The following is a 16,295-nucleotide window of genomic DNA, read 5'->3' as shown; positions in this document are numbered from 1 at the left end:
GCGGCCGGGGTATCGCCTACTCGTGAGATCGAAATCGAGCGAAAGAAGGGCACAGTCATGGCCGAACAGGACGTGGTCGACCTCTTGACCGCACAACACGAGCAGATCGCCACCTTGCTCGAACAACTGAAGTCCGAGCGGGAGGATCAGGAGGAACTGTTCACCGAATTGGTCCGTCTGCTCGCGGTTCACGAAAGCGCCGAGGAAGAAGTGGTGCATCCGATCGCCAAGCGGGCCAGGTTCGGCGCCGAGGAGATCGTCGACGCCCGGCTGGACGAGGAGAGTCACGCCAAACGCGCGCTCGCGCAGCTCTACGATCTCGGCGTCCATCATCCGAATTTCCAGGCCGAACTCGCCGATTTCGCCGCCGCGGTCGCCGATCACGCGGCGCACGAGGAGGCGGAGGAATTCGTCCTGTTGCGACGCCAGTATTCGGCTACCCAGCTCCAGCACATGGCCGGATCCGTGCGTGCCGCCGAGGCGGTGGCCCCCACCCGGCCGCATCCGCATACGGGCTCCTCGGCCGCGGCGAACCTGATCGCCGGACCGCCGCTGGCCGTATTCGACCGAGTACGAGACGCGGTGCGCGACTGGCGAACACAAAGCTAGCCGGACCGCGATTTCCCGAGCTGTCGTCAGCAGGAGGTGTTCATCGTGCGGAGGGTGTTGCCGCAGCCGTGCGGCGAACTGTCCGCGGGCGTGCTCGCGGCCTTGGGCGGCAGGGCGGGATCGGCGGTGCCGACGGTGCCCGACCGGGCGACCGCCGACAGCCGCGATCTGCACATGGCGCTGCATACCTGCTACGCGCTGCACTACGCGGGTTTCGACGGTGTCGACGAGGACTGGGAGTGGGATCCCCAGTTGCTGTGTCTGCGTTCCGAATTGGAGCGCCGGTTCCTGACCATGCTGCGGAGCGACGCCGGGTCGGCGCTCGATCTCGACGGCGAGCTCGATGCCCTGCTGACCGTCCCCGACGAAGACACCGGTATCGCGGCGTTCCTCGAGGAACGCGGTGAGCCCTGGCAGGTGCGAGAGTATTTCGCGCACCGGTCGATCCTGCACCACCAGGAGGCCGACCCGTACGCGTGGCTGATTCCGCGCCTGCGGGGCCGGGCCAAGGCCGCGCTGGTCGCCGTCGAATTCGACGAGTTCGGGGGCGGGCGCGCGGATCGGATCCATCAGCGGCTCTACGCGGATCTCCTGGCCGGCGCGGGCATGGATTCCGCGTACCTGTTCTATCTCGATGCCGTACCGGCCCACATGCTCGCGATCGTGAACATGATGTCGTTGTTCGGACTGCATCGTGGTCTGCGCGGCGCCGGTGTCGGCCATTTCGCCGCCGTCGAGATCACGTCCTCGCCCGCGTCGCGACGCTTGGTCCGCGCCTTGGAACGGCTGCACGCCGATCCAGCCTGCATCCGGTTCTACCGCGAACACGTGGAGGCCGACGCCGTGCACGAACAGCTGATGCGGCGGGAGGTGATCGGCGATCTGCGGGCGGCCGAACCCGAACTCCGCGCGTCCATCGCCTTCGGAATTCATGCCACCGGCCTGCTGGAGGATCGCTTCGCCGAGTATGTGCTCACCCGCTGGCGTGACGGCCGCACCTCGCTGCTCTCGGCGGAGCCGGCGGGCGTAGGAAACGAGTTCGATCGCCCGTTCGCGAATGAACAGTGAATTCAGGGCTATCCCTCGTTCATGATGTTGATTCGCGCGCCCGGCGTCTATCGCCCCCAAGCCGACACCCGGCTGTTGGTTCGCGCGTACGCCGATGCGCACATCCCACCACGCCGCCGGGTCGTCGACGTGTGCACCGGAACCGGCGCCCTGGCCATCGCGGCCGCCCGATGCGCCGGGTCGGTTACCGCGGTGGATATCTCACGCACCGCTCTCACCTCGGCCTGGTTCAACTGCCGCCGCCTGGGCATCGATGTCGAACTGCTCCACGGCGACTTCCGGACAGTGTTGCCGGGCAGGACTTTCGATGTCGTGGTGTGCAACCCGCCGTATGTCCCGTGCCCGCATCGCGATCCACCCCGCGGTGCGGCACGCTCGTGGGACGCGGGGGCCGACGGGCGGTCGGTCATCGACTCGCTGTGCCGACTCGCTCCCGAGTTGCTCTCCGACACCGGCACTTTGCTGATGGTGCAATCCGCGCTGTCCGGTGTCGACAGCACTCTCGCCCTGCTGCGCGACGCGGGTTTGAAAGCGGCCACGATCGCCCGGACGACGATCCCGTTCGGCCCGGTCCTGCGCAGCCGAGCCGCCTGGCTCACCCGCACCGCGCGGATCCGGCCGGGACAACGAGACGAGGAGCTGGTGGTCATCCGTGCCGACCGACCCAGACAATGACCGGCGGACGATCACCTTCACCGCCGACGGGCCCGCACTCGTCGAGGGCCCGGTGGAACTGGTGACCGCCGACGGCCGCACCATGCGCTGCGACCGCTGTGTGGTGGCGTTGTGCCTGTGCCGTCGGTCGGAAATCTATCCACTGTGCGACACCAGTCATCGCAAGCACCGACGTACCGCCGACTAGGCCGGGTGCCCCGGCACGAGGTCCTCGACCTCGTCGTAGCGCATGGACGGTGGCTCGCCCCTGCCCGCCTCAGCCCAGGTCGGAGCTACCAGGAAGCCGACATGATCGCCGAAGTCGTCGTGCCGCAGGATCTCGCCGGCGAAGCACCCGGCGGCGGCATCGAGGATCGGCAGGGAATGCGGGCCCTCGTGCCACTCACAGTGCTCGAATTTGTCGATATCCGAACCGGTTTCGGCGCCGAAGAGCTGGGCGAGTGCGCGAGCGCCCGCCGGGAGGAGATGAACGGCGAGGTAGCGCGCGCCAGACGCCACGCCGTAGGTGTGATTGGCCTTGGACAAGCAGGTGAGAAACCGCCGCGGTTCGATACCGACCTGCGTCCCGAATCCCACCAGACAGCCCGCGCGATGACCGTCCGCGATGGTCGTGACTATCCACATCGATTGATCCGCCCGGGCGATCACGCGGTCGAAGGCGAGAGCTGTCGCACGAGGGCTCGACATGGCGACCTTTCCGCGGCGGGCCGGTCAGCGGGTGAGCGGGGTCTGAACGGTCCGGCGCTGGTCCATGCTGTTCGGTGTGATTCTTCGCCTGCCTGGGTACGGGTCGAGATCGTCGGATTCGATCATCGCAGACGGGGGAAGGAGATCGCCCCGGAGGTCACTCGCCGGGTGGGATGCCGAGCCGGAGGGACGACCGGCAGACATCGAATTCCGATGCCAGACCGACTACTTCCAGTACTCGTGTGACGCAGTAGGAGCCTTCGAGGCATAGCGCGCAGTGCCGCCGGTCGGCGAAATCACGGGCCGCGATCAAGGCGCCGATCCCGGCTATGCCGAAGAAAGTCACCGCGGTCATGTCGATGACGGTCGATCCGCCGATGTCGACACTGTCGAGCAGCGCTTGCTCGAAGGCGGGGGCGGTCAGGGCATCGATCTCGCCACCGACGGTGCAAACGTTCGTATGGTCCGTGATCGTGGCCGAGGTGGTCATGAGAACAGGGGTCGTTGGACGGTTCATTACCATCACCTGGTTTTTTGGGGGGCGCATCGGAAGAACGCCGTTCGCGGTCAGCACCCTGCATGGCCGCGAGTGACCAGGCTTTTTCATAAACCCTGAACAAATAGTACTCCCAGGGGATGGTGGGTGATCCGGTAACGACCCGGTCACCTATTCGCCGCGATCGGCACCGACCGGTTGAGAAGACGGACCTCTTGGTATGCGCTGAGATGTCGGCGCTACACACAACCCCCGACGGTTGAGCCGATACGAGGGTCGCGCCCCACGTGTACTACAGGGACGCTGGGGCGAGGCCCTCGTCCACCGGAAACCCGTGCACGTGGGGCGATCCCGTATCGGCCCGGCGACGCGGGCCGCGCGCCGCGGACCGGTTGTTAGCGGAAGGTGAATCCGGGTACGCGGCCGGTAGGAGGTGCGAAAGAATGATTATTCCGCTACTGGTGCTCCTGCTCGCAGGGATTATCTTTGCGGCCGGTTTCGCACTGAATGCCTTGTGGTGGGTCGCCGCGGCGCTCCTGGTGGTGTGGATCTTCGCGTTCGGCTTCCCCCGAGCCGATGAGGCGGAGGCGCACAGACACTGGTTCCGATGGTGACTACGAAGCAATTCGGCCGAATTCCCATAGGATCGAGCTGATCCCGCTTTTCCCGTGCTCCACACCCCACGTTTGCAGTTCCCGCGACTAATCGAACGGTGGTTCACACTATGCGGAGTCGGAAGCCCGCCCTTGCCGCGGTCCTCGCGTGACACTCGGTGAGCTGGTGCCGGGTAGTCTCGTCGCGGGTGTCCGTGGCGCTGCCGATTTCGCGCGTCGCCGCCTCACCGGCGACTTCCAGCGCGACGAGTTCGGCCTCGACGAGCATCTCCTGGAGTCGCTGATTCTGCCGGTGCTGCGGCCGCTGTCGCAGCGGTGGTTCCGGGTCGAGGTCTCCGGCATCGAGAATCTCCCGGACGCCGAGGGCGCGCTGATCGTGGCCAACCATGCCGGGGTGCTGCCGCTGGACGCGCTGATGCTGCAACTGGCCGTCCACGATCGTCACCCCGAGCATCGGGCGCTGCGCCTGCTGGCCGCCGATCTCGTCTTCGAGCTGCCGATCGTGAGCGGGCTGGCCCGCCGGGCGGGGCACACGCCGGCCTGCCCCGAAGGCGCCGAGCAGCTGTTGCGCACCGGCGAGCTGGCGGGAGTGTTCCCCGAGGGCTTCAAGGGTGTCGGAAAGCCGTACAGCGCGCGATACAAGCTCCAGCGTTTCGGGCGGGGCGGCTTCGCCTCGCTGGCCCTGAAAACCGGTGTCCCGCTGATTCCCTGCTCGATCGTCGGATCGGAGGAGATCTATCCGAAACTGGCCGACCTCGCGCCGCTGGCCCGGCTGCTCGGGCTCCCGTATTTCCCGGTGACGCCGCTGTTCCCGCAGCTGGGTCTGCTCGGGTGCGTACCGCTGCCGTCGAAGTGGTACATCGAGTTCGGCCACCCCATCCCCACCGCCGGGTACGGCCCGCAGGCGGCCGACGATCCGATGACCATGTTCGAGGTCGCCGATCAGGTTCGCGAGACCATTCAGCGGATGTTGTACAAGCAGCTGACCGTGCGCCACAACCCGTTCACGGGGTAGCGATAGGGTCGACGAGCCGCCCGGTATCGGTGCGGGGCTTTGACATGTGCAGGTTGTGAATTGCCCCGAAATCTCTGTTTCTCCTGAATTGTGTTGTGTCCTAGTGTCTGTCGATATCGGCCTCGCCATGCCCGGGGAGATCCCCTGAGGCGTGGCCACCGCTCTGCCCGCTGGTGACGCACACCCTCGGACTCGGCGCGAACCCCGGAGGGTGGGTTCGTCCCACTCCCTGGGTGGCTATTTGCCGGCGATTTGCGCGCACATCATTGCTGGCAGGGCACGGTCCGAACCGTCCCCCCCGACGACAGAATCCGCCAGCCAGGAGTTCACCGGATGCATTCCACCTTCGTCGCCCATCTCCGAGGCCGAGCCGAGGCCCTCGGCGATACCCGGACCTACATCTACTTGCGTGAGGCCGGTCGCGAGCTGGTCGAGGACGTCACGACCTACCGCGAGCTGGACCGCGATGCCAGGGCCCTGGCCGACTGGCTGACGTCGCGCGCGGAGGCCGACCGGCCGGTCCTGCTGCTGTACCCGCCGGGTCCGGAGTTCCTGCGCGCCTTCCTCGGCTGCCTGTACGCGGGGGTGATCGCGGTGCCCGCGCCGGTCCCCACCGACGCGCGCAGCATGCGGCGGGTGGCGGGCATGCTCACCGATGCCGGCGCCGGGCTCGTCCTCACCGCCACCGCCCTGCGCGAACCCGTGGCCGGATGGCTGCACGCCCAGAACGGATCGGTCGCCGTCGTGGCCACCGACGCGGAGTCCCTCGGTGATCCGGAGGCCTGGGAGATGCCGGGCATCACCGGCGAGACGATCGCTTTCCTGCAGTACACCTCGGGCTCGACGAGCGAGCCGAAGGGCGTGGCGGTGTCGCACGCCAACCTCATGCACAACGAGGCGGCCATCACCGAACGGGCCGCCGTCGCCGACACCGACGTCGTCGTCGGATGGCTGCCGCACTTCCACGACATGGGCCTGATCGGGATGCTGCTGCAACCGCTCTACGCGGGCGCGAACCTGGTCTTCATGTCGCCGGTGACGTTCCTCAAGCATCCGGTCCGGCTGCTCGAAGCCGTCGACCGCTACCGCGCGAACTTCATGGCGGCCCCGAACTTCGCCTACGAACTGCTCGCGCGCCGGGTGACCGACGCTCAGCGCGCGGGACTGGATCTCTCGTCGCTGCGGGTGGCGCTCAACGGCGCCGAACCGATCCGGGCCCGCACCATGGACGCGGTGATCGAACACCTGGCCCCGGCGGGTCTCGCCGCGACCGCGTTCCTCCCGGCGTACGGCATGGCCGAGGTGACGCTGATGGCGACCGCGGCGCGGCCCGGCACGCCGCCGGTGTACCTCGACGTGGATTCCGCGGAGCTGGAACGCAATCGGCTCGTGCCCGCCCCGCACGGCACCCGCCTGGTGGGGTGTGGCGCGGCGGTCACCGGCCTCGACGTCCGGATCGTCGACCCGGTCACCCTGAAGACCCTGCCCGACGGGCAGATCGGCGAGATCTGGCTCGGCGGACCCAGTGTGGCACAAGGCTATTGGAATCGGCCCGACGAGACCCGGGACCGCTTCGCCGCCCGCACCGACGGCGCGGGGCCCTATCTGCGGACCGGCGACCTGGGCGCGCTCCGCGACGGCGAGCTGTTCATCACCGGACGGCTCAAGGACCTGATCATCGTCAACGGCCGCAACCTGTATCCGCACGATATCGAGGAGGCCGTACGCGACACCCATCCGGCGGTGGCCGACGCGCCCGGGGTGGTGCTGTCGATCGACACCGACAGCCAGGAGCGTCTGCTGGTCGTCCAGGGCGTGCGCACCGCCCAGCTGGGTGAACTGCCCGTCGCCGAGTTGTCGTCCCGCATCAAGGCGGCGGTGGCGCGCGGCTTCGAGCTGCCCGCGCCGAACGTGGTGCTCGTCGAGCACCGGGCGGTCCACCGCACCACCAGCGGCAAGGTGCAACGCAATTCGATGCGATCCGCGTTCCTGGACAACACCGTCGACGGCGTACTGCACGAGGAGATCGAACCGTCGGTCCAACTGCTGCGCGCCAACGTTCTCGCCCGCTGACCCGACCCACAATCGACACCTCAGGAGGCACCACCGATGAGACCCTTCGCGCCCGCTCGCCAGGACGCCGTCGTCGTGGACTGGCTCACCGCCCGGGTCGCCGGGTACCTCGGCCGATCCCCGCGCGATATCGACCCCACCCTGCCGCTCGCCGAACTGGGCATGGACTCGGTGTCCGCGGTGAGCCTGTGCGGTGAGATCGAAGTCGAATGGGACCTCGCGGTGGATCCGACGATCGTGTTCGACTACCCGACCATCCTCGAACTCGGCGGCTACATCACCGGCCGAGTCGCCGAATTACCCGGGCCGCAGGCATGAACGACCCGATCGCCATCGTCGGAATCGACTGCCGCTTCCCGCAAGCGCCGGACCCCGAAGCGCTCTGGGCGTTGCTGATGGCGGGCGCGGACGCGATCACCGAGGTCCCGGCGCACCGCTGGCCCGCGGCCGACTTCCACGATCCCGCGGGCGGCCCGGGCCGGGTCAACAACCGCACCGGCGGATTCCTCACCGACGCGGACGCATTCGACGACGAGTTCTTCGGCATCACGCCGCGCGAGGCCGAGGCGATGGATCCGCAACAGCGGCTGCTGCTGCAGGCGGCGTGGCGGGCGTTCGAGGACGCCACCCTGGACCCGCGCGGGCAGGCCGGCTCGAACACCGGGGTGTTCGTCGGGGTCATGGCCAACGAATGGGCCACGGTGCGGATGCGCGACTACGACCGCATCACCCCGCAGATCGGCTCGGGCAACGGGTATTTCATGACGGCGAACCGGCTCAGCTATCAGCTGGATCTGAAGGGGCCGAGCATGGCGGTGGACACCGCCTGCTCGTCGTCGCTGGTCGCGATCCACCAGGCCTGCGTCGCGTTGCGCGCCGGTGAATGCGATCAAGCGCTGGCCGGGGGCGTCAATATCGCGGTGACGCCCGCGCTCAACGTCTTCTACACCCAGGCGGGCCTGTCCGCGCCGGACGGGCGCTGCAAGCCGTTCAGCGGCCACGCCGACGGCATCGGCCGCGGCGAGGGCGTCGCGGTGCTGGTACTGCGCAGGCTCGCCGACGCCCAGGCCGCGGGCTTGCCGATCTACGCGCTGATCACCGGCAGCGCGGTGAACAACGACGGCCGCAGCAATGGGATCACCGCGCCGAATCGGTGGGCCCAGCAGCAGGTCGTCGCCGAGGCCTACCGGCGGGCCGGGGTGGACGCCGATCAGGTCGCGTTCCTCGAGGCGCACGGCACCGGGACCGTGCTCGGCGACATGATCGAGATCAAGGCGCTCGGCGCGGTGCACGCGGCACGGGCCGCGAGTCCGTGCGCGATCGGCTCGATCAAGGGCAACCTCGGCCACACCGAGGGAGCCGCCGGTATCGCGGGAGTGATCAAGGCGGCGTTGAGCCTGCACCACGGCACCGTCCCGCCCACCCGGTACGCGGCCGAGGCGAACCCGGGACTGCGGCTGGCCGAGCACGGGCTGCGCTTGCTCGACGCGCCGATGGCCCTGCCGGAGGGGCGGATTCACGGCGCCGTCTCGAGCTTCGGCATGGGCGGCACCAATGCGCACATGCTGCTGACGAGCGCTCCGCCGGTCACACCGGCGTCCGCGACCGATGGCGGCGGCGTGCTCACCCTGTCGTCGAACGATCGGGAAGGATTGCGGCGTAACGCTGTTCGCCTCGCCGATCGGATCGCTGGGGAGTCCGGTCGGCTGAGTGAGCTGTGCTGGTCGACGAATCAGGTGAAGTCGTCGGGGCGCCACCGGCTGGCGCTGGTGGTGCGGGACCGGGAGAGCGCGGTGGCCGCGCTGCGTGAATGCGCCGCGGACCCGGTCGTCCTCGACATGAACTCCGGTGCCGCCCAGCGGTTGTCGATCGGCTGGATGTTCACCGGGCAGGGCTCCCAGTATCCCGGGATGTCGCGCGCGCTGTACCGGGCTTCCGCGGTGTACCGGCGCGCGCTCACCGAGGTGGACGAGCGCATGGCGGTTCACCTGCACCGCTCGATCGCCGATCTGCTGCTCGGCGACGATGATGGCGGCGTGCATCGCACCGAGTTCGCGCAGCCGGCGCTGTTCGCGGTCGAGTACGCCCTGTCTCGGACGCTGCTCGAGCTGGGGGCCGAACCCGCCTGGCTGCTCGGGCACAGTGTCGGCGAGTTCGCCGCGGCCGCGATCGCCGGGGTGTTCTCCCTCGACGACGCGTGCCGGCTCATCACCGCCCGCGGGCGGCTCATGCAGAATCTGCCGGGCGACGGCGCGATGCTGGCGGTGCGCGCGACGCCCGAGACGGCCGCCGCATCGATCGCGCACGAGCCCGATGTGGCGCTGGCGGCGATCAACGGCCCTCAGGACGTGGTGGTTTCGGGTGCGGGCGACGCGATCGAGCGCCTCGGCGCGGTGCTGACCGGCCGCGGCGTCGGCGTCCGGCGGCTCACCGTCTCGCACGCCTTCCACTCGCCGCTGATGGCGGGCATGCGGGACGAGTTCGCCACGGTCGCAGGGGAATGCGCCTACCGGCCGCCCGAAATCCCGATCTACTCGACGCTGCGCGGCCGCCTGCTCGAGGCCGGGGAGCCGATGGACGCCGCCTACTGGACCGCGCAGCTCGAGGCCACCGTGCGCTTCGCCGACGCCGCGGCCGCCGCGCTGGCCACCGAACCGACCCACCTGATCGAGGTGGGCCCGCGGCGCACGCTCGCGACCCTGCTCGGCCGCTCGGCCGACGGTCCGGCGATCCCGGTGCTCGCGCCGTGCGCCGGACCGCGAGCCTCGGGCGACGAGCTGGCCGAGACCATCGCGGCGCTGTATCACGATGGGCTCGACCCGGATTGGGACGCGCTGTACGAACCCGGCGATCGGATCCGGCGGCGCGTCGGCGGCTACGACTTCGACACCACCCACCGCTATTGGACCCGGATCGACTCCACGCCCGCCCCGTCACCGACACCTGCGGCACCCCCGATCGAGGACACCACCATGGACCAACTCATCGCGCTGTTCCGGGAACAGAACGCCCTGCTGTCGGCCGCCGCCGGAGGGTCCGTCGCAGCCCCGGCGCACCCGGCCCAGCCCCCCGCCCTCACCGTGCCCGCCCACACCGGCGCGAGCCCCGATGCCGCGGCCGTGGTCCGCGCCGAGTTCGCGCGGGTGAGCGGATTCCCGGTAGCCGGACTCGCCGGCGATCAGACCATCAGCGGCGACCTGGGATTCGACTCGATCATGATCGCCGACCTGTTCGGTGGAATCGCCCGCCGCATACCGGGATTCGCCATCACCCCCGAGTGGTTCACCCCGGCGACGACGATCGCGGACGTGATCGGGCTGGTGGCCGCGCCGTCGCCGGCGGAGCCCGCCGAACCGCTCGTGCCGGAGCCCGCCCCGGGCGTCGAACCGCAGTACCGCATCGCGGATTTCCCGGAGGTGCGGGAGATCTTCGACCGGATCGGGCTGGCCGAGCAGCTCGGCGTCAGCAATCCGTACTTCCTGATCAACGACGGAGTCACCCGCGACACCTCGGTGATCGGGGGACAGGACGTCCTGAACTTCTCGAGCTACAACTACCTCGGCATGTCCGGCCACCCCGCCGTCACCACCGCCGTGTGCGACGCGGTGACCCGATACGGCAGCTCCGTCTCCGCCAGCCGCCTGCTCTCCGGCGAGAAGACGATCCATGCCGAACTCGAACGCGAGCTCGCCGCCCTGCTCGGCGCCGAGGACGCGATCACCTTCACCAGCGGACACGCCACCAATGTCACCGTGATCGGGCACATCGTCGGCCCCGGTGACCTGATCCTCCACGACAGCCTGGCGCACGACAGCATCCTGCAGGGCTGCAAGCTCTCCGGAGCCACCCGGCGGCCGTTTCCGCACAACGACCACGCCGCGCTCGACCGTGTACTCACCGACATCCGCGACCGTTACCGGCGGGTCCTGATCGTCATCGAGGGCGTGTACAGCCAGGACGGCGACATCCCCGACCTGCCCGCGATCATCGAGGTGAAGCGGAAACACAAGGCGCTGTTGATGATCGACGAAGCGCACAGCATCGGCGTGCTCGGCGCGACCGGCGGCGGCATCGGCGAGCACTTCGACATCGACCGCGCCGACGTGGAGCTGTGGTCCGGCACCATGTCGAAGGCGCTCGCGGGCTGCGGCGGTTATGTCGCGGGCAGCGCCGAACTGGTCCGATTCCTGAAATACACGACCCCCGGGTTCATCTACAGCGTCGGCATCACCCCGGCCAATGCCGCGGCCTCACTGGCGGCGATCCGCCAGTTGCGGGCCGAACCCGAGCTGCCGCGGCGACTGCGCGAACTGTCCCGGCTGTTCCTGACCCTCGCCCAGGAAGCGGGCATCGATACCGGCGACAGTCATGACACCCCGGTGGTGCCGTGCATCATCGGCGACTCGATGCGGGCGCTCGCCTTGTCGAATGCGTTGCTGCGCAGGGGCATCAACGCCAACCCGATCCTGTATCCCGCCGTGCCGGAGGACAAGGCCCGGCTGCGGTTCTTCATCACCGCCTGCCACACCGAGGAACAGATCACCTCCACGGTGAAGATCCTCGCCGAGGAGCTGGAGACCCTGCGGGCGGCGGGGTGAGCGGGTACCTCGACCCCGTCGCCGCGGCGGATCCGGAGTCCTTGCGGCTGTTCTGCTTCCACCACGCGGGCGGCGGGTCCTCGCCCTACCGGGGCTGGCAGCGCGCCCTGGGCCCGCACATCGCGGTGCGACCGGTGCTGTTGCCGGGACGCGAACGGCGCGGCGCGGAGCCGCGATTCAGCGAGATCGAGCCATTGCTCGCCGACCTGGACGCTCGGCTGGACGAACACCTGGCCGCGCCGCACGTCTTCTTCGGGCACAGCATGGGTGCGCTCATCGCGTACCGGCTCGCCTGCCGCCGCCGCGACCGGGGCGCGACATTGCCTGCCGCACTGATCATTTCCGGGTGCGCGGCCCCGCACCTGCCGTGGCCGCTGCCCCCGGTCGAGGCGCTCGACGACGCGGCGCTGATCCGATTGCTGACCGACCTGGGCGGGCTGCCCGCACCGATCCTCGAGGTCCCGGCGCTGCTCACGGCCGCGCTGCCGGTGATCCGAGACGATCTCCGCGTCTGCGCGGACGCTCGAAACGACGCCCGCCCTCCGCTGCCGTGCCCGATCCACGCCTTCGGCGGCGAGGCCGATCCGCTGGTCGGTGAACTCGACCTGACCGCCTGGCGTGAGCACACCACGGTCCACAGCGAGGTACGCGTCCTGCCGGGCGACCACTTCTCCCAGTTCGACCGCACCGACCCGCTGTTCGATCGGTTACGACCACTCCTGCGGCACTACGCGGCGCCCGGTCTCGTGCCGCCGCACGCATAGACCCGATTGCGCCGAAGCGGCGGACAGATCACAGGTGTATCTCGCGACCGGAGCGGGTACCCCATGGTCACGGTTGAAAACCAGCAGCCCAGCCCGTGCCCTGCGGCATGGGTGCTTCATGATGCGACGGCCTCGGGCGGGGCACGTCACATGAAACGGACAAGGATCTGATCCTGATGCCGACTTCATTCATCGTCGCTGGTGGACCGGCGATCGTCGAGCGGCGTGGACAGCACTCGCTGCTGGGAGTCACTCACAGCGCACCATCACCGACCACGACGGTAGTGACCGCTACGGGCGAGATCGACTACTACAACGTCGGAGACTTCCGCGAACACCTCGGCTACGCGATCTCCACGAGTACTCGGCTCGTGGTGGTCGACCTGTCGCGACTGACCTTCCTGAGCATCTCCGGGCTGCAGGCCATTCTGGATGCCGACGACCACGCCCGCAGCCGCCGGCGCGTCCTTCGGGTGGTCACCGGAACGCGGTGCGTGGACCGGCTGCTGGAGGTCTGTTGCCCGGACGCCGAGCTGGAGATCGCGCGGACGATCGACGCCGCGTGTACACGATGGCCTGGGTAACGTGAATTCCGCTGCGGCACAGGGTTGAGGCCGTCGTCAGCGGGTACTGCGAATCGTGTCCAGGCCGGTTGGCGTGGCAGCGTACGAATCCCGGACGACGAGAGGAGAACCCGATGTCAGTAGAACTCGGAGGCGTTCGCGTCCTGATCGTCACCTCCAATACCGGCGTGGAGCGGGACGAACTGGTGGTTCCCCGCGATCGGTTGCGCGCTCGCGGCGCACACGTGACCCACGCGGCCACCGAGAACATCGACGTCCAGACATTTCGGCACGACCTCATTCCATCCGAACCGGTGCGGCCCGACACGTCGATCGGCGAGATGGATCCCGGCGCGTTCGACGTCATGGTGATCCCGGGCGGCACCGTCAACGCCGACAAGCTCCGAACCGACGCCAAGGCACGAGAACTCGTCCGGTCCGCTATCGACGCGGGCCGCCCGATCGCGGCCATCTGCCACGGCCCGTGGCTGCTGGTCGAGGCCGCGGTGGTGGCGGGCAAGACGGTGACCTCGTATCCCTCGCTGCGCACCGATCTGATCAACGCGGGCGCGTCCTGGGTCGACGAGCCCGTCGTCCGCAGCGACGCCGCGGGCTGGACACTGATCACCTCCCGCAATCCCGGTGATCTCCCCGATTTCATCGACGCCATCGCCGCGGAATTCAGCGTGCGCACATCCTGAACCGGGCGTCCGGGGCGCGCGGCCGCGGTCTGCGACCGGCGCGCCCCTTTGCCACGCGCGGCGGGATGGCTACGGTGGCCGGGTGACCGTCTATGCCATCGCTCAGTTGAAGTTCACCGACCGCGACGCCTACAACCGGTACCAGGCGGCTTTCATGGATGTGTTCCAACGCTATTCGGGAACGCTGCTGGTGGCCGATGAGGCGCCGCGGGTCGTCGAAGGGGAGTGGGATCGGGACAAGGTCGTGTTGATGAGCTTTCCCGATGAGGCGTCGTTCCGGGACTGGGCGGAATCGGATGACTATCAACGGATCTCGGAAGACCGCCGCGCGGGCGCCGAGACGGCGGTGGTGCTGGTGAAGTCCATCCGGGGATGACAACCGTGTGTTGATCGTCAGGTCAGGGCGGTGATGATCGCGGCCAGGATGGTCGCCGTGGCGGCGACCAGGGCGGTGGCGGTCCAGCCGAACCAGCCGACCGCTGCGGCGCCGAACGCGGTGCCGAGGCTGCCGCCGATGAAGTAGACGACCATGTAGGCGCTGTTGAATCGGGCAGGGCTGGTGGGATCGATGGCCAGGACCGTGCTCTGATTGGCAACCTGGGCGGCGAACAGTCCGGCATCGAACAGGCCGAGGCACAGCAGGGTCAGCGCCGTGTTCGACACGGTGACGGCGAGGACCGCCGTACCGGCGATCGCCGGCGGCAGGCCGAGCAGAATCACCTGGCGTGCGCCGATCCGATCGGTCCAGGTTCCCGCGATTCGGGTGGCGATGATGCCGAGCAGCCCGGCGAAGGCGTACAGGCCGATCCGTTCGGGGGAATACGAGAACGGCGGCTGGGACAGGGCGACCGCGAGTCCGGCCCAGATCGCGCAGAAGGCGAAGAACCAGAGGGAGCCTCGGATCGCCGCCAGGCGCAGCGCCGGATGCCGGGTGAACAGCGCGGGCATTCCGCGCAGGGTCGCGAGATAGCCTGCGGTGGCGGTGCCCGCCGCCGCGGGCAGGGCGACGCGGGCGGCGATGGCACAGCCGACACACGCCGCGGCGAACACGAGCAGCATTCCCCGCCACCCCATGACATCGGTCAGCCAGCCACCGACGATCCGGCCCGCGAGGATGCCCGCCGAAATGCCGGCCGTCACGATCCCGAGCACGGTCGCCCGCGTGTGCGAGGCCGCGAATCTTCCCGCGACCGAACTCAATTGCGCGCCGATCGAGGATCCCGCCCCGACGAGTCCCACCGCGAAGCCCAGCAGCCACGGCGATCCGACTGCCGCCGTGGCAGCCAGAACCGCGGCCAGCACGGCGAATTGAACCGAGACCACCGCGCGCGCCGCGTACCGATCGACCAGCGGCACCAGCACAGCCAGCCCCACCAGATATCCGATCGGCCCGCACGCCAAAGCCGTGCCCACGGCGGCCGTCGAAGCATGCAGTGACTCGCCCAACTCGGCTATCGCCGGGTGCAGCGGATACATGCTCGCGGTCCCGAGCGCGGCCGCGAAGGCCATGAACCACACCGTGGGTGTCCGCAGCACCCATTCCCGCGAGGACGGAATGACATCGAGTTCCATCTCTCCGACGCTAGAAACACCACGATCACGCTTCCGGCGGAAATCGGACCCCATAGCTGCCGCGACCCGTCCGGAGGCCGATCCGCCCAGCGAGAACCGCAGGTCGTCGTTCTCCGCGGCCACAGCGAACACGACGACGCGTTGACCTTGACGTTCGTTGGTTCATGGCGTATCCCTCTGGGTACAGCTACCGATGTAAGCGGTATGCCGGCGCGTGGGGAGAGGTGGTCCAGGTGTCGATGCGTCCTTCGTGGTCGACGCGGCTGTGGCGAGTGCGCCCGTGGAACTCCAGTCCGTTGATGCGTGTGTCGGATCGGGCGGAGGTGGTGTTGCGGGCGTTGGCCGTGGTGGTGGTGGCCGCGGCGGTGCCGGTGGCGGGGGCGGTGGGGACCGTCAGTTATACGGGGGCGCAGGCCCGGATCGTGGCGCAGGACTCGGGGAAGGTCCGGGTGGTGGCCACGGAGACCGCGGACGCGGTGCGGGTGCCGGATTCGGATCGGTACGCGACGCATCAGGTGCGGTATCAGGCGGCGGTGCAGTGGGACAGTGGCGGGAAGATCGCGACCGCGACGGTGGACGTGCCGGGACCACAGGTCGCGGGGGCCACGGTGACATTGTGGACCAAGAACGGGCAGCCGACTATCGCGCCGTCGCGGCCCGGGTCCGCCGCCGCGGAGGGGATCGGGACCGGGCTGGCGATACTCGTCGAAACCTGGTGTGCCGCCGCGGCGACCGTGTGGTTCACCGGGACGGTGCTCGATGCCCGGCGGTACGCGCGCTGGGAACGGGAGTGGCGCGGAATCAATCGGCCGATCGGCAAGGACACGCTGTAGCCCGCACAGCTCTCGGGTTCGTGTTGC

At 68.9% G+C, this 16,295-nt stretch carries 17 protein-coding genes; 14 read left to right on the top strand and 3 right to left on the bottom strand.

The window, feature by feature from the left end; translation table 11 throughout:
- Window positions 1–57: 57 nt before the first annotated feature.
- Genes ACQPYY_RS20855 through ACQPYY_RS20840 form a run of 4 tightly spaced genes read left to right on the top strand, consistent with a single transcriptional unit; the run spans window position 58 to window position 2,539 of the window.
- Window positions 58–609 (top strand): hemerythrin domain-containing protein, encoded by a 552-nt coding sequence (locus tag ACQPYY_RS20855; RefSeq protein WP_433590647.1) that lies wholly within the window; start codon window positions 58–60, stop codon window positions 607–609.
- A gap of 45 nt (window positions 610–654) precedes the next feature.
- The gene (locus ACQPYY_RS20850; protein WP_433590646.1) at window positions 655–1,677 is read left to right on the top strand and encodes an iron-containing redox enzyme family protein; all 1,023 of its coding nucleotides are present in this window, start codon (window positions 655–657) and stop codon (window positions 1,675–1,677) included.
- 21 nt (window positions 1,678–1,698) lie between these two features.
- A complete protein-coding gene (locus ACQPYY_RS20845; protein WP_433590645.1) occupies window positions 1,699–2,352 on the top strand; it encodes a HemK2/MTQ2 family protein methyltransferase in 654 nt (217 codons plus the stop codon).
- Window positions 2,330–2,539: a CDGSH iron-sulfur domain-containing protein gene (locus ACQPYY_RS20840; protein WP_433590644.1), complete on the top strand. Its 210-nt coding sequence runs from the start codon at window positions 2,330–2,332 to the stop codon at window positions 2,537–2,539. The genes ACQPYY_RS20845 and ACQPYY_RS20840 overlap by 23 nt, the downstream gene beginning before the upstream one ends.
- On the opposite strand, the gene ACQPYY_RS20835 is transcribed toward ACQPYY_RS20840, so the two are convergent.
- Complete coding sequence (locus ACQPYY_RS20835) at window positions 2,536–2,976, bottom strand: flavin reductase family protein (RefSeq protein WP_433590643.1); 441 nt, start codon at window positions 2,974–2,976, stop codon at window positions 2,536–2,538. The two genes, ACQPYY_RS20840 and ACQPYY_RS20835, sit on opposite strands and share 4 nt — an antisense overlap.
- 220 nt (window positions 2,977–3,196) lie before the next feature.
- Complete coding sequence (locus ACQPYY_RS20830) at window positions 3,197–3,529, bottom strand: STAS domain-containing protein (RefSeq protein ID WP_379104284.1); 333 nt, start codon at window positions 3,527–3,529, stop codon at window positions 3,197–3,199.
- A 449-nt stretch (window positions 3,530–3,978) separates the two neighbouring features.
- Between ACQPYY_RS20830 and ACQPYY_RS20825 the strand changes: the two genes are divergently transcribed.
- The 9 genes from ACQPYY_RS20825 (at window position 3,979) to ACQPYY_RS20785 (ending at window position 14,239) form a co-directional block, all read left to right on the top strand.
- Window positions 3,979–4,149 carry a hypothetical protein gene (locus tag ACQPYY_RS20825; protein WP_379104282.1) on the top strand — a complete coding sequence of 57 codons (171 nt, stop codon included), beginning with the start codon at window positions 3,979–3,981 and terminating at the stop codon, window positions 4,147–4,149.
- Window positions 4,150–4,297: 148 nt separating this feature from the next.
- Window positions 4,298–5,164 carry a lysophospholipid acyltransferase family protein gene (locus ACQPYY_RS20820; protein ID WP_433590642.1) on the top strand — a complete coding sequence of 289 codons (867 nt, stop codon included), beginning with the start codon at window positions 4,298–4,300 and terminating at the stop codon, window positions 5,162–5,164.
- A gap of 333 nt (window positions 5,165–5,497) precedes the next feature.
- Window positions 5,498–7,237, top strand: a complete 1,740-nt coding sequence (locus tag ACQPYY_RS20815; RefSeq protein WP_433590641.1) for a fatty acyl-AMP ligase — start codon at window positions 5,498–5,500, stop codon at window positions 7,235–7,237.
- A 36-nt stretch (window positions 7,238–7,273) separates the two neighbouring features.
- Window positions 7,274–7,555 (top strand): acyl carrier protein, encoded by a 282-nt coding sequence (locus tag ACQPYY_RS20810; RefSeq protein WP_357277669.1) that lies wholly within the window; start codon window positions 7,274–7,276, stop codon window positions 7,553–7,555.
- Window positions 7,552–11,835, top strand: a complete 4,284-nt coding sequence (locus ACQPYY_RS20805) for a type I polyketide synthase (protein ID WP_433590640.1) — start codon at window positions 7,552–7,554, stop codon at window positions 11,833–11,835. The genes ACQPYY_RS20810 and ACQPYY_RS20805 overlap by 4 nt, the downstream gene beginning before the upstream one ends.
- The gene (locus tag ACQPYY_RS20800) at window positions 11,832–12,599 is read left to right on the top strand and encodes a thioesterase II family protein (protein ID WP_433590639.1); all 768 of its coding nucleotides are present in this window, start codon (window positions 11,832–11,834) and stop codon (window positions 12,597–12,599) included. Before ACQPYY_RS20805 ends, ACQPYY_RS20800 begins: the two co-directional genes overlap by 4 nt.
- A gap of 176 nt (window positions 12,600–12,775) precedes the next feature.
- On the top strand, window positions 12,776–13,183 hold the full coding sequence (locus ACQPYY_RS20795; protein ID WP_433590638.1) for an STAS domain-containing protein: 408 nt from the start codon (window positions 12,776–12,778) through the stop codon (window positions 13,181–13,183).
- Between the two features lie 113 nt (window positions 13,184–13,296).
- A complete protein-coding gene (locus tag ACQPYY_RS20790) occupies window positions 13,297–13,863 on the top strand; it encodes a type 1 glutamine amidotransferase domain-containing protein (protein ID WP_433590637.1) in 567 nt (188 codons plus the stop codon).
- An 82-nt stretch (window positions 13,864–13,945) separates the two neighbouring features.
- A complete protein-coding gene (locus ACQPYY_RS20785) occupies window positions 13,946–14,239 on the top strand; it encodes a DUF1330 domain-containing protein (protein ID WP_433590636.1) in 294 nt (97 codons plus the stop codon).
- 17 nt (window positions 14,240–14,256) lie between these two features.
- Here the strand turns inward: ACQPYY_RS20785 and ACQPYY_RS20780 are convergent, their stop codons facing one another.
- Window positions 14,257–15,435 carry an MFS transporter gene (locus ACQPYY_RS20780; RefSeq protein WP_433590635.1) on the bottom strand — a complete coding sequence of 393 codons (1,179 nt, stop codon included), beginning with the start codon at window positions 15,433–15,435 and terminating at the stop codon, window positions 14,257–14,259.
- Between the two features lie 164 nt (window positions 15,436–15,599).
- Here ACQPYY_RS20780 and ACQPYY_RS20775 point away from each other — a divergent pair, with 164 nt between their 5' ends.
- The gene (locus tag ACQPYY_RS20775) at window positions 15,600–16,268 is read left to right on the top strand and encodes an Rv1733c family protein (protein WP_433590634.1); all 669 of its coding nucleotides are present in this window, start codon (window positions 15,600–15,602) and stop codon (window positions 16,266–16,268) included.
- Window positions 16,269–16,295: the final 27 nt, after the last annotated feature.

Origin of the sequence: Nocardia sp. CA-145437, from assembly GCF_050956485.1 — a bacterium.
Classification (GTDB): Bacteria; Actinomycetota; Actinomycetes; order Mycobacteriales; family Mycobacteriaceae; genus Nocardia.
Note: the sequence above shows the minus strand (reverse complement) of the source record. Positions and strands in the feature narration are given on the sequence as shown.

Excerpts from the sequence above, each read along its gene's own strand:
- ACQPYY_RS20830 (WP_379104284.1), bottom strand. The coding sequence starts at position 3,529 with ATGACCACCTCGGCCACGATCACGGACCATACGAACGTTTGCACCGTC.
- ACQPYY_RS20845 (WP_433590645.1), top strand. The coding sequence starts at position 1,699 with ATGATGTTGATTCGCGCGCCCGGCGTCTATCGCCCCCAAGCCGACACC.
- ACQPYY_RS20855 (WP_433590647.1), top strand. The coding sequence starts at position 58 with ATGGCCGAACAGGACGTGGTCGACCTCTTGACCGCACAACACGAGCAG.
- ACQPYY_RS20790 (WP_433590637.1), top strand. The coding sequence starts at position 13,297 with ATGTCAGTAGAACTCGGAGGCGTTCGCGTCCTGATCGTCACCTCCAAT.
- ACQPYY_RS20775 (WP_433590634.1), top strand. The coding sequence starts at position 15,600 with ATGGCGTATCCCTCTGGGTACAGCTACCGATGTAAGCGGTATGCCGGC.
- ACQPYY_RS20815 (WP_433590641.1), top strand. The coding sequence starts at position 5,498 with ATGCATTCCACCTTCGTCGCCCATCTCCGAGGCCGAGCCGAGGCCCTC.
- ACQPYY_RS20780 (WP_433590635.1), bottom strand. The coding sequence starts at position 15,435 with ATGGAACTCGATGTCATTCCGTCCTCGCGGGAATGGGTGCTGCGGACA.
- ACQPYY_RS20805 (WP_433590640.1), top strand. The coding sequence starts at position 7,552 with ATGAACGACCCGATCGCCATCGTCGGAATCGACTGCCGCTTCCCGCAA.
- ACQPYY_RS20795 (WP_433590638.1), top strand. The coding sequence starts at position 12,776 with ATGCCGACTTCATTCATCGTCGCTGGTGGACCGGCGATCGTCGAGCGG.
- ACQPYY_RS20835 (WP_433590643.1), bottom strand. The coding sequence starts at position 2,976 with ATGTGGATAGTCACGACCATCGCGGACGGTCATCGCGCGGGCTGTCTG.
- ACQPYY_RS20825 (WP_379104282.1), top strand. The coding sequence starts at position 3,979 with ATGATTATTCCGCTACTGGTGCTCCTGCTCGCAGGGATTATCTTTGCG.
- ACQPYY_RS20810 (WP_357277669.1), top strand. The coding sequence starts at position 7,274 with ATGAGACCCTTCGCGCCCGCTCGCCAGGACGCCGTCGTCGTGGACTGG.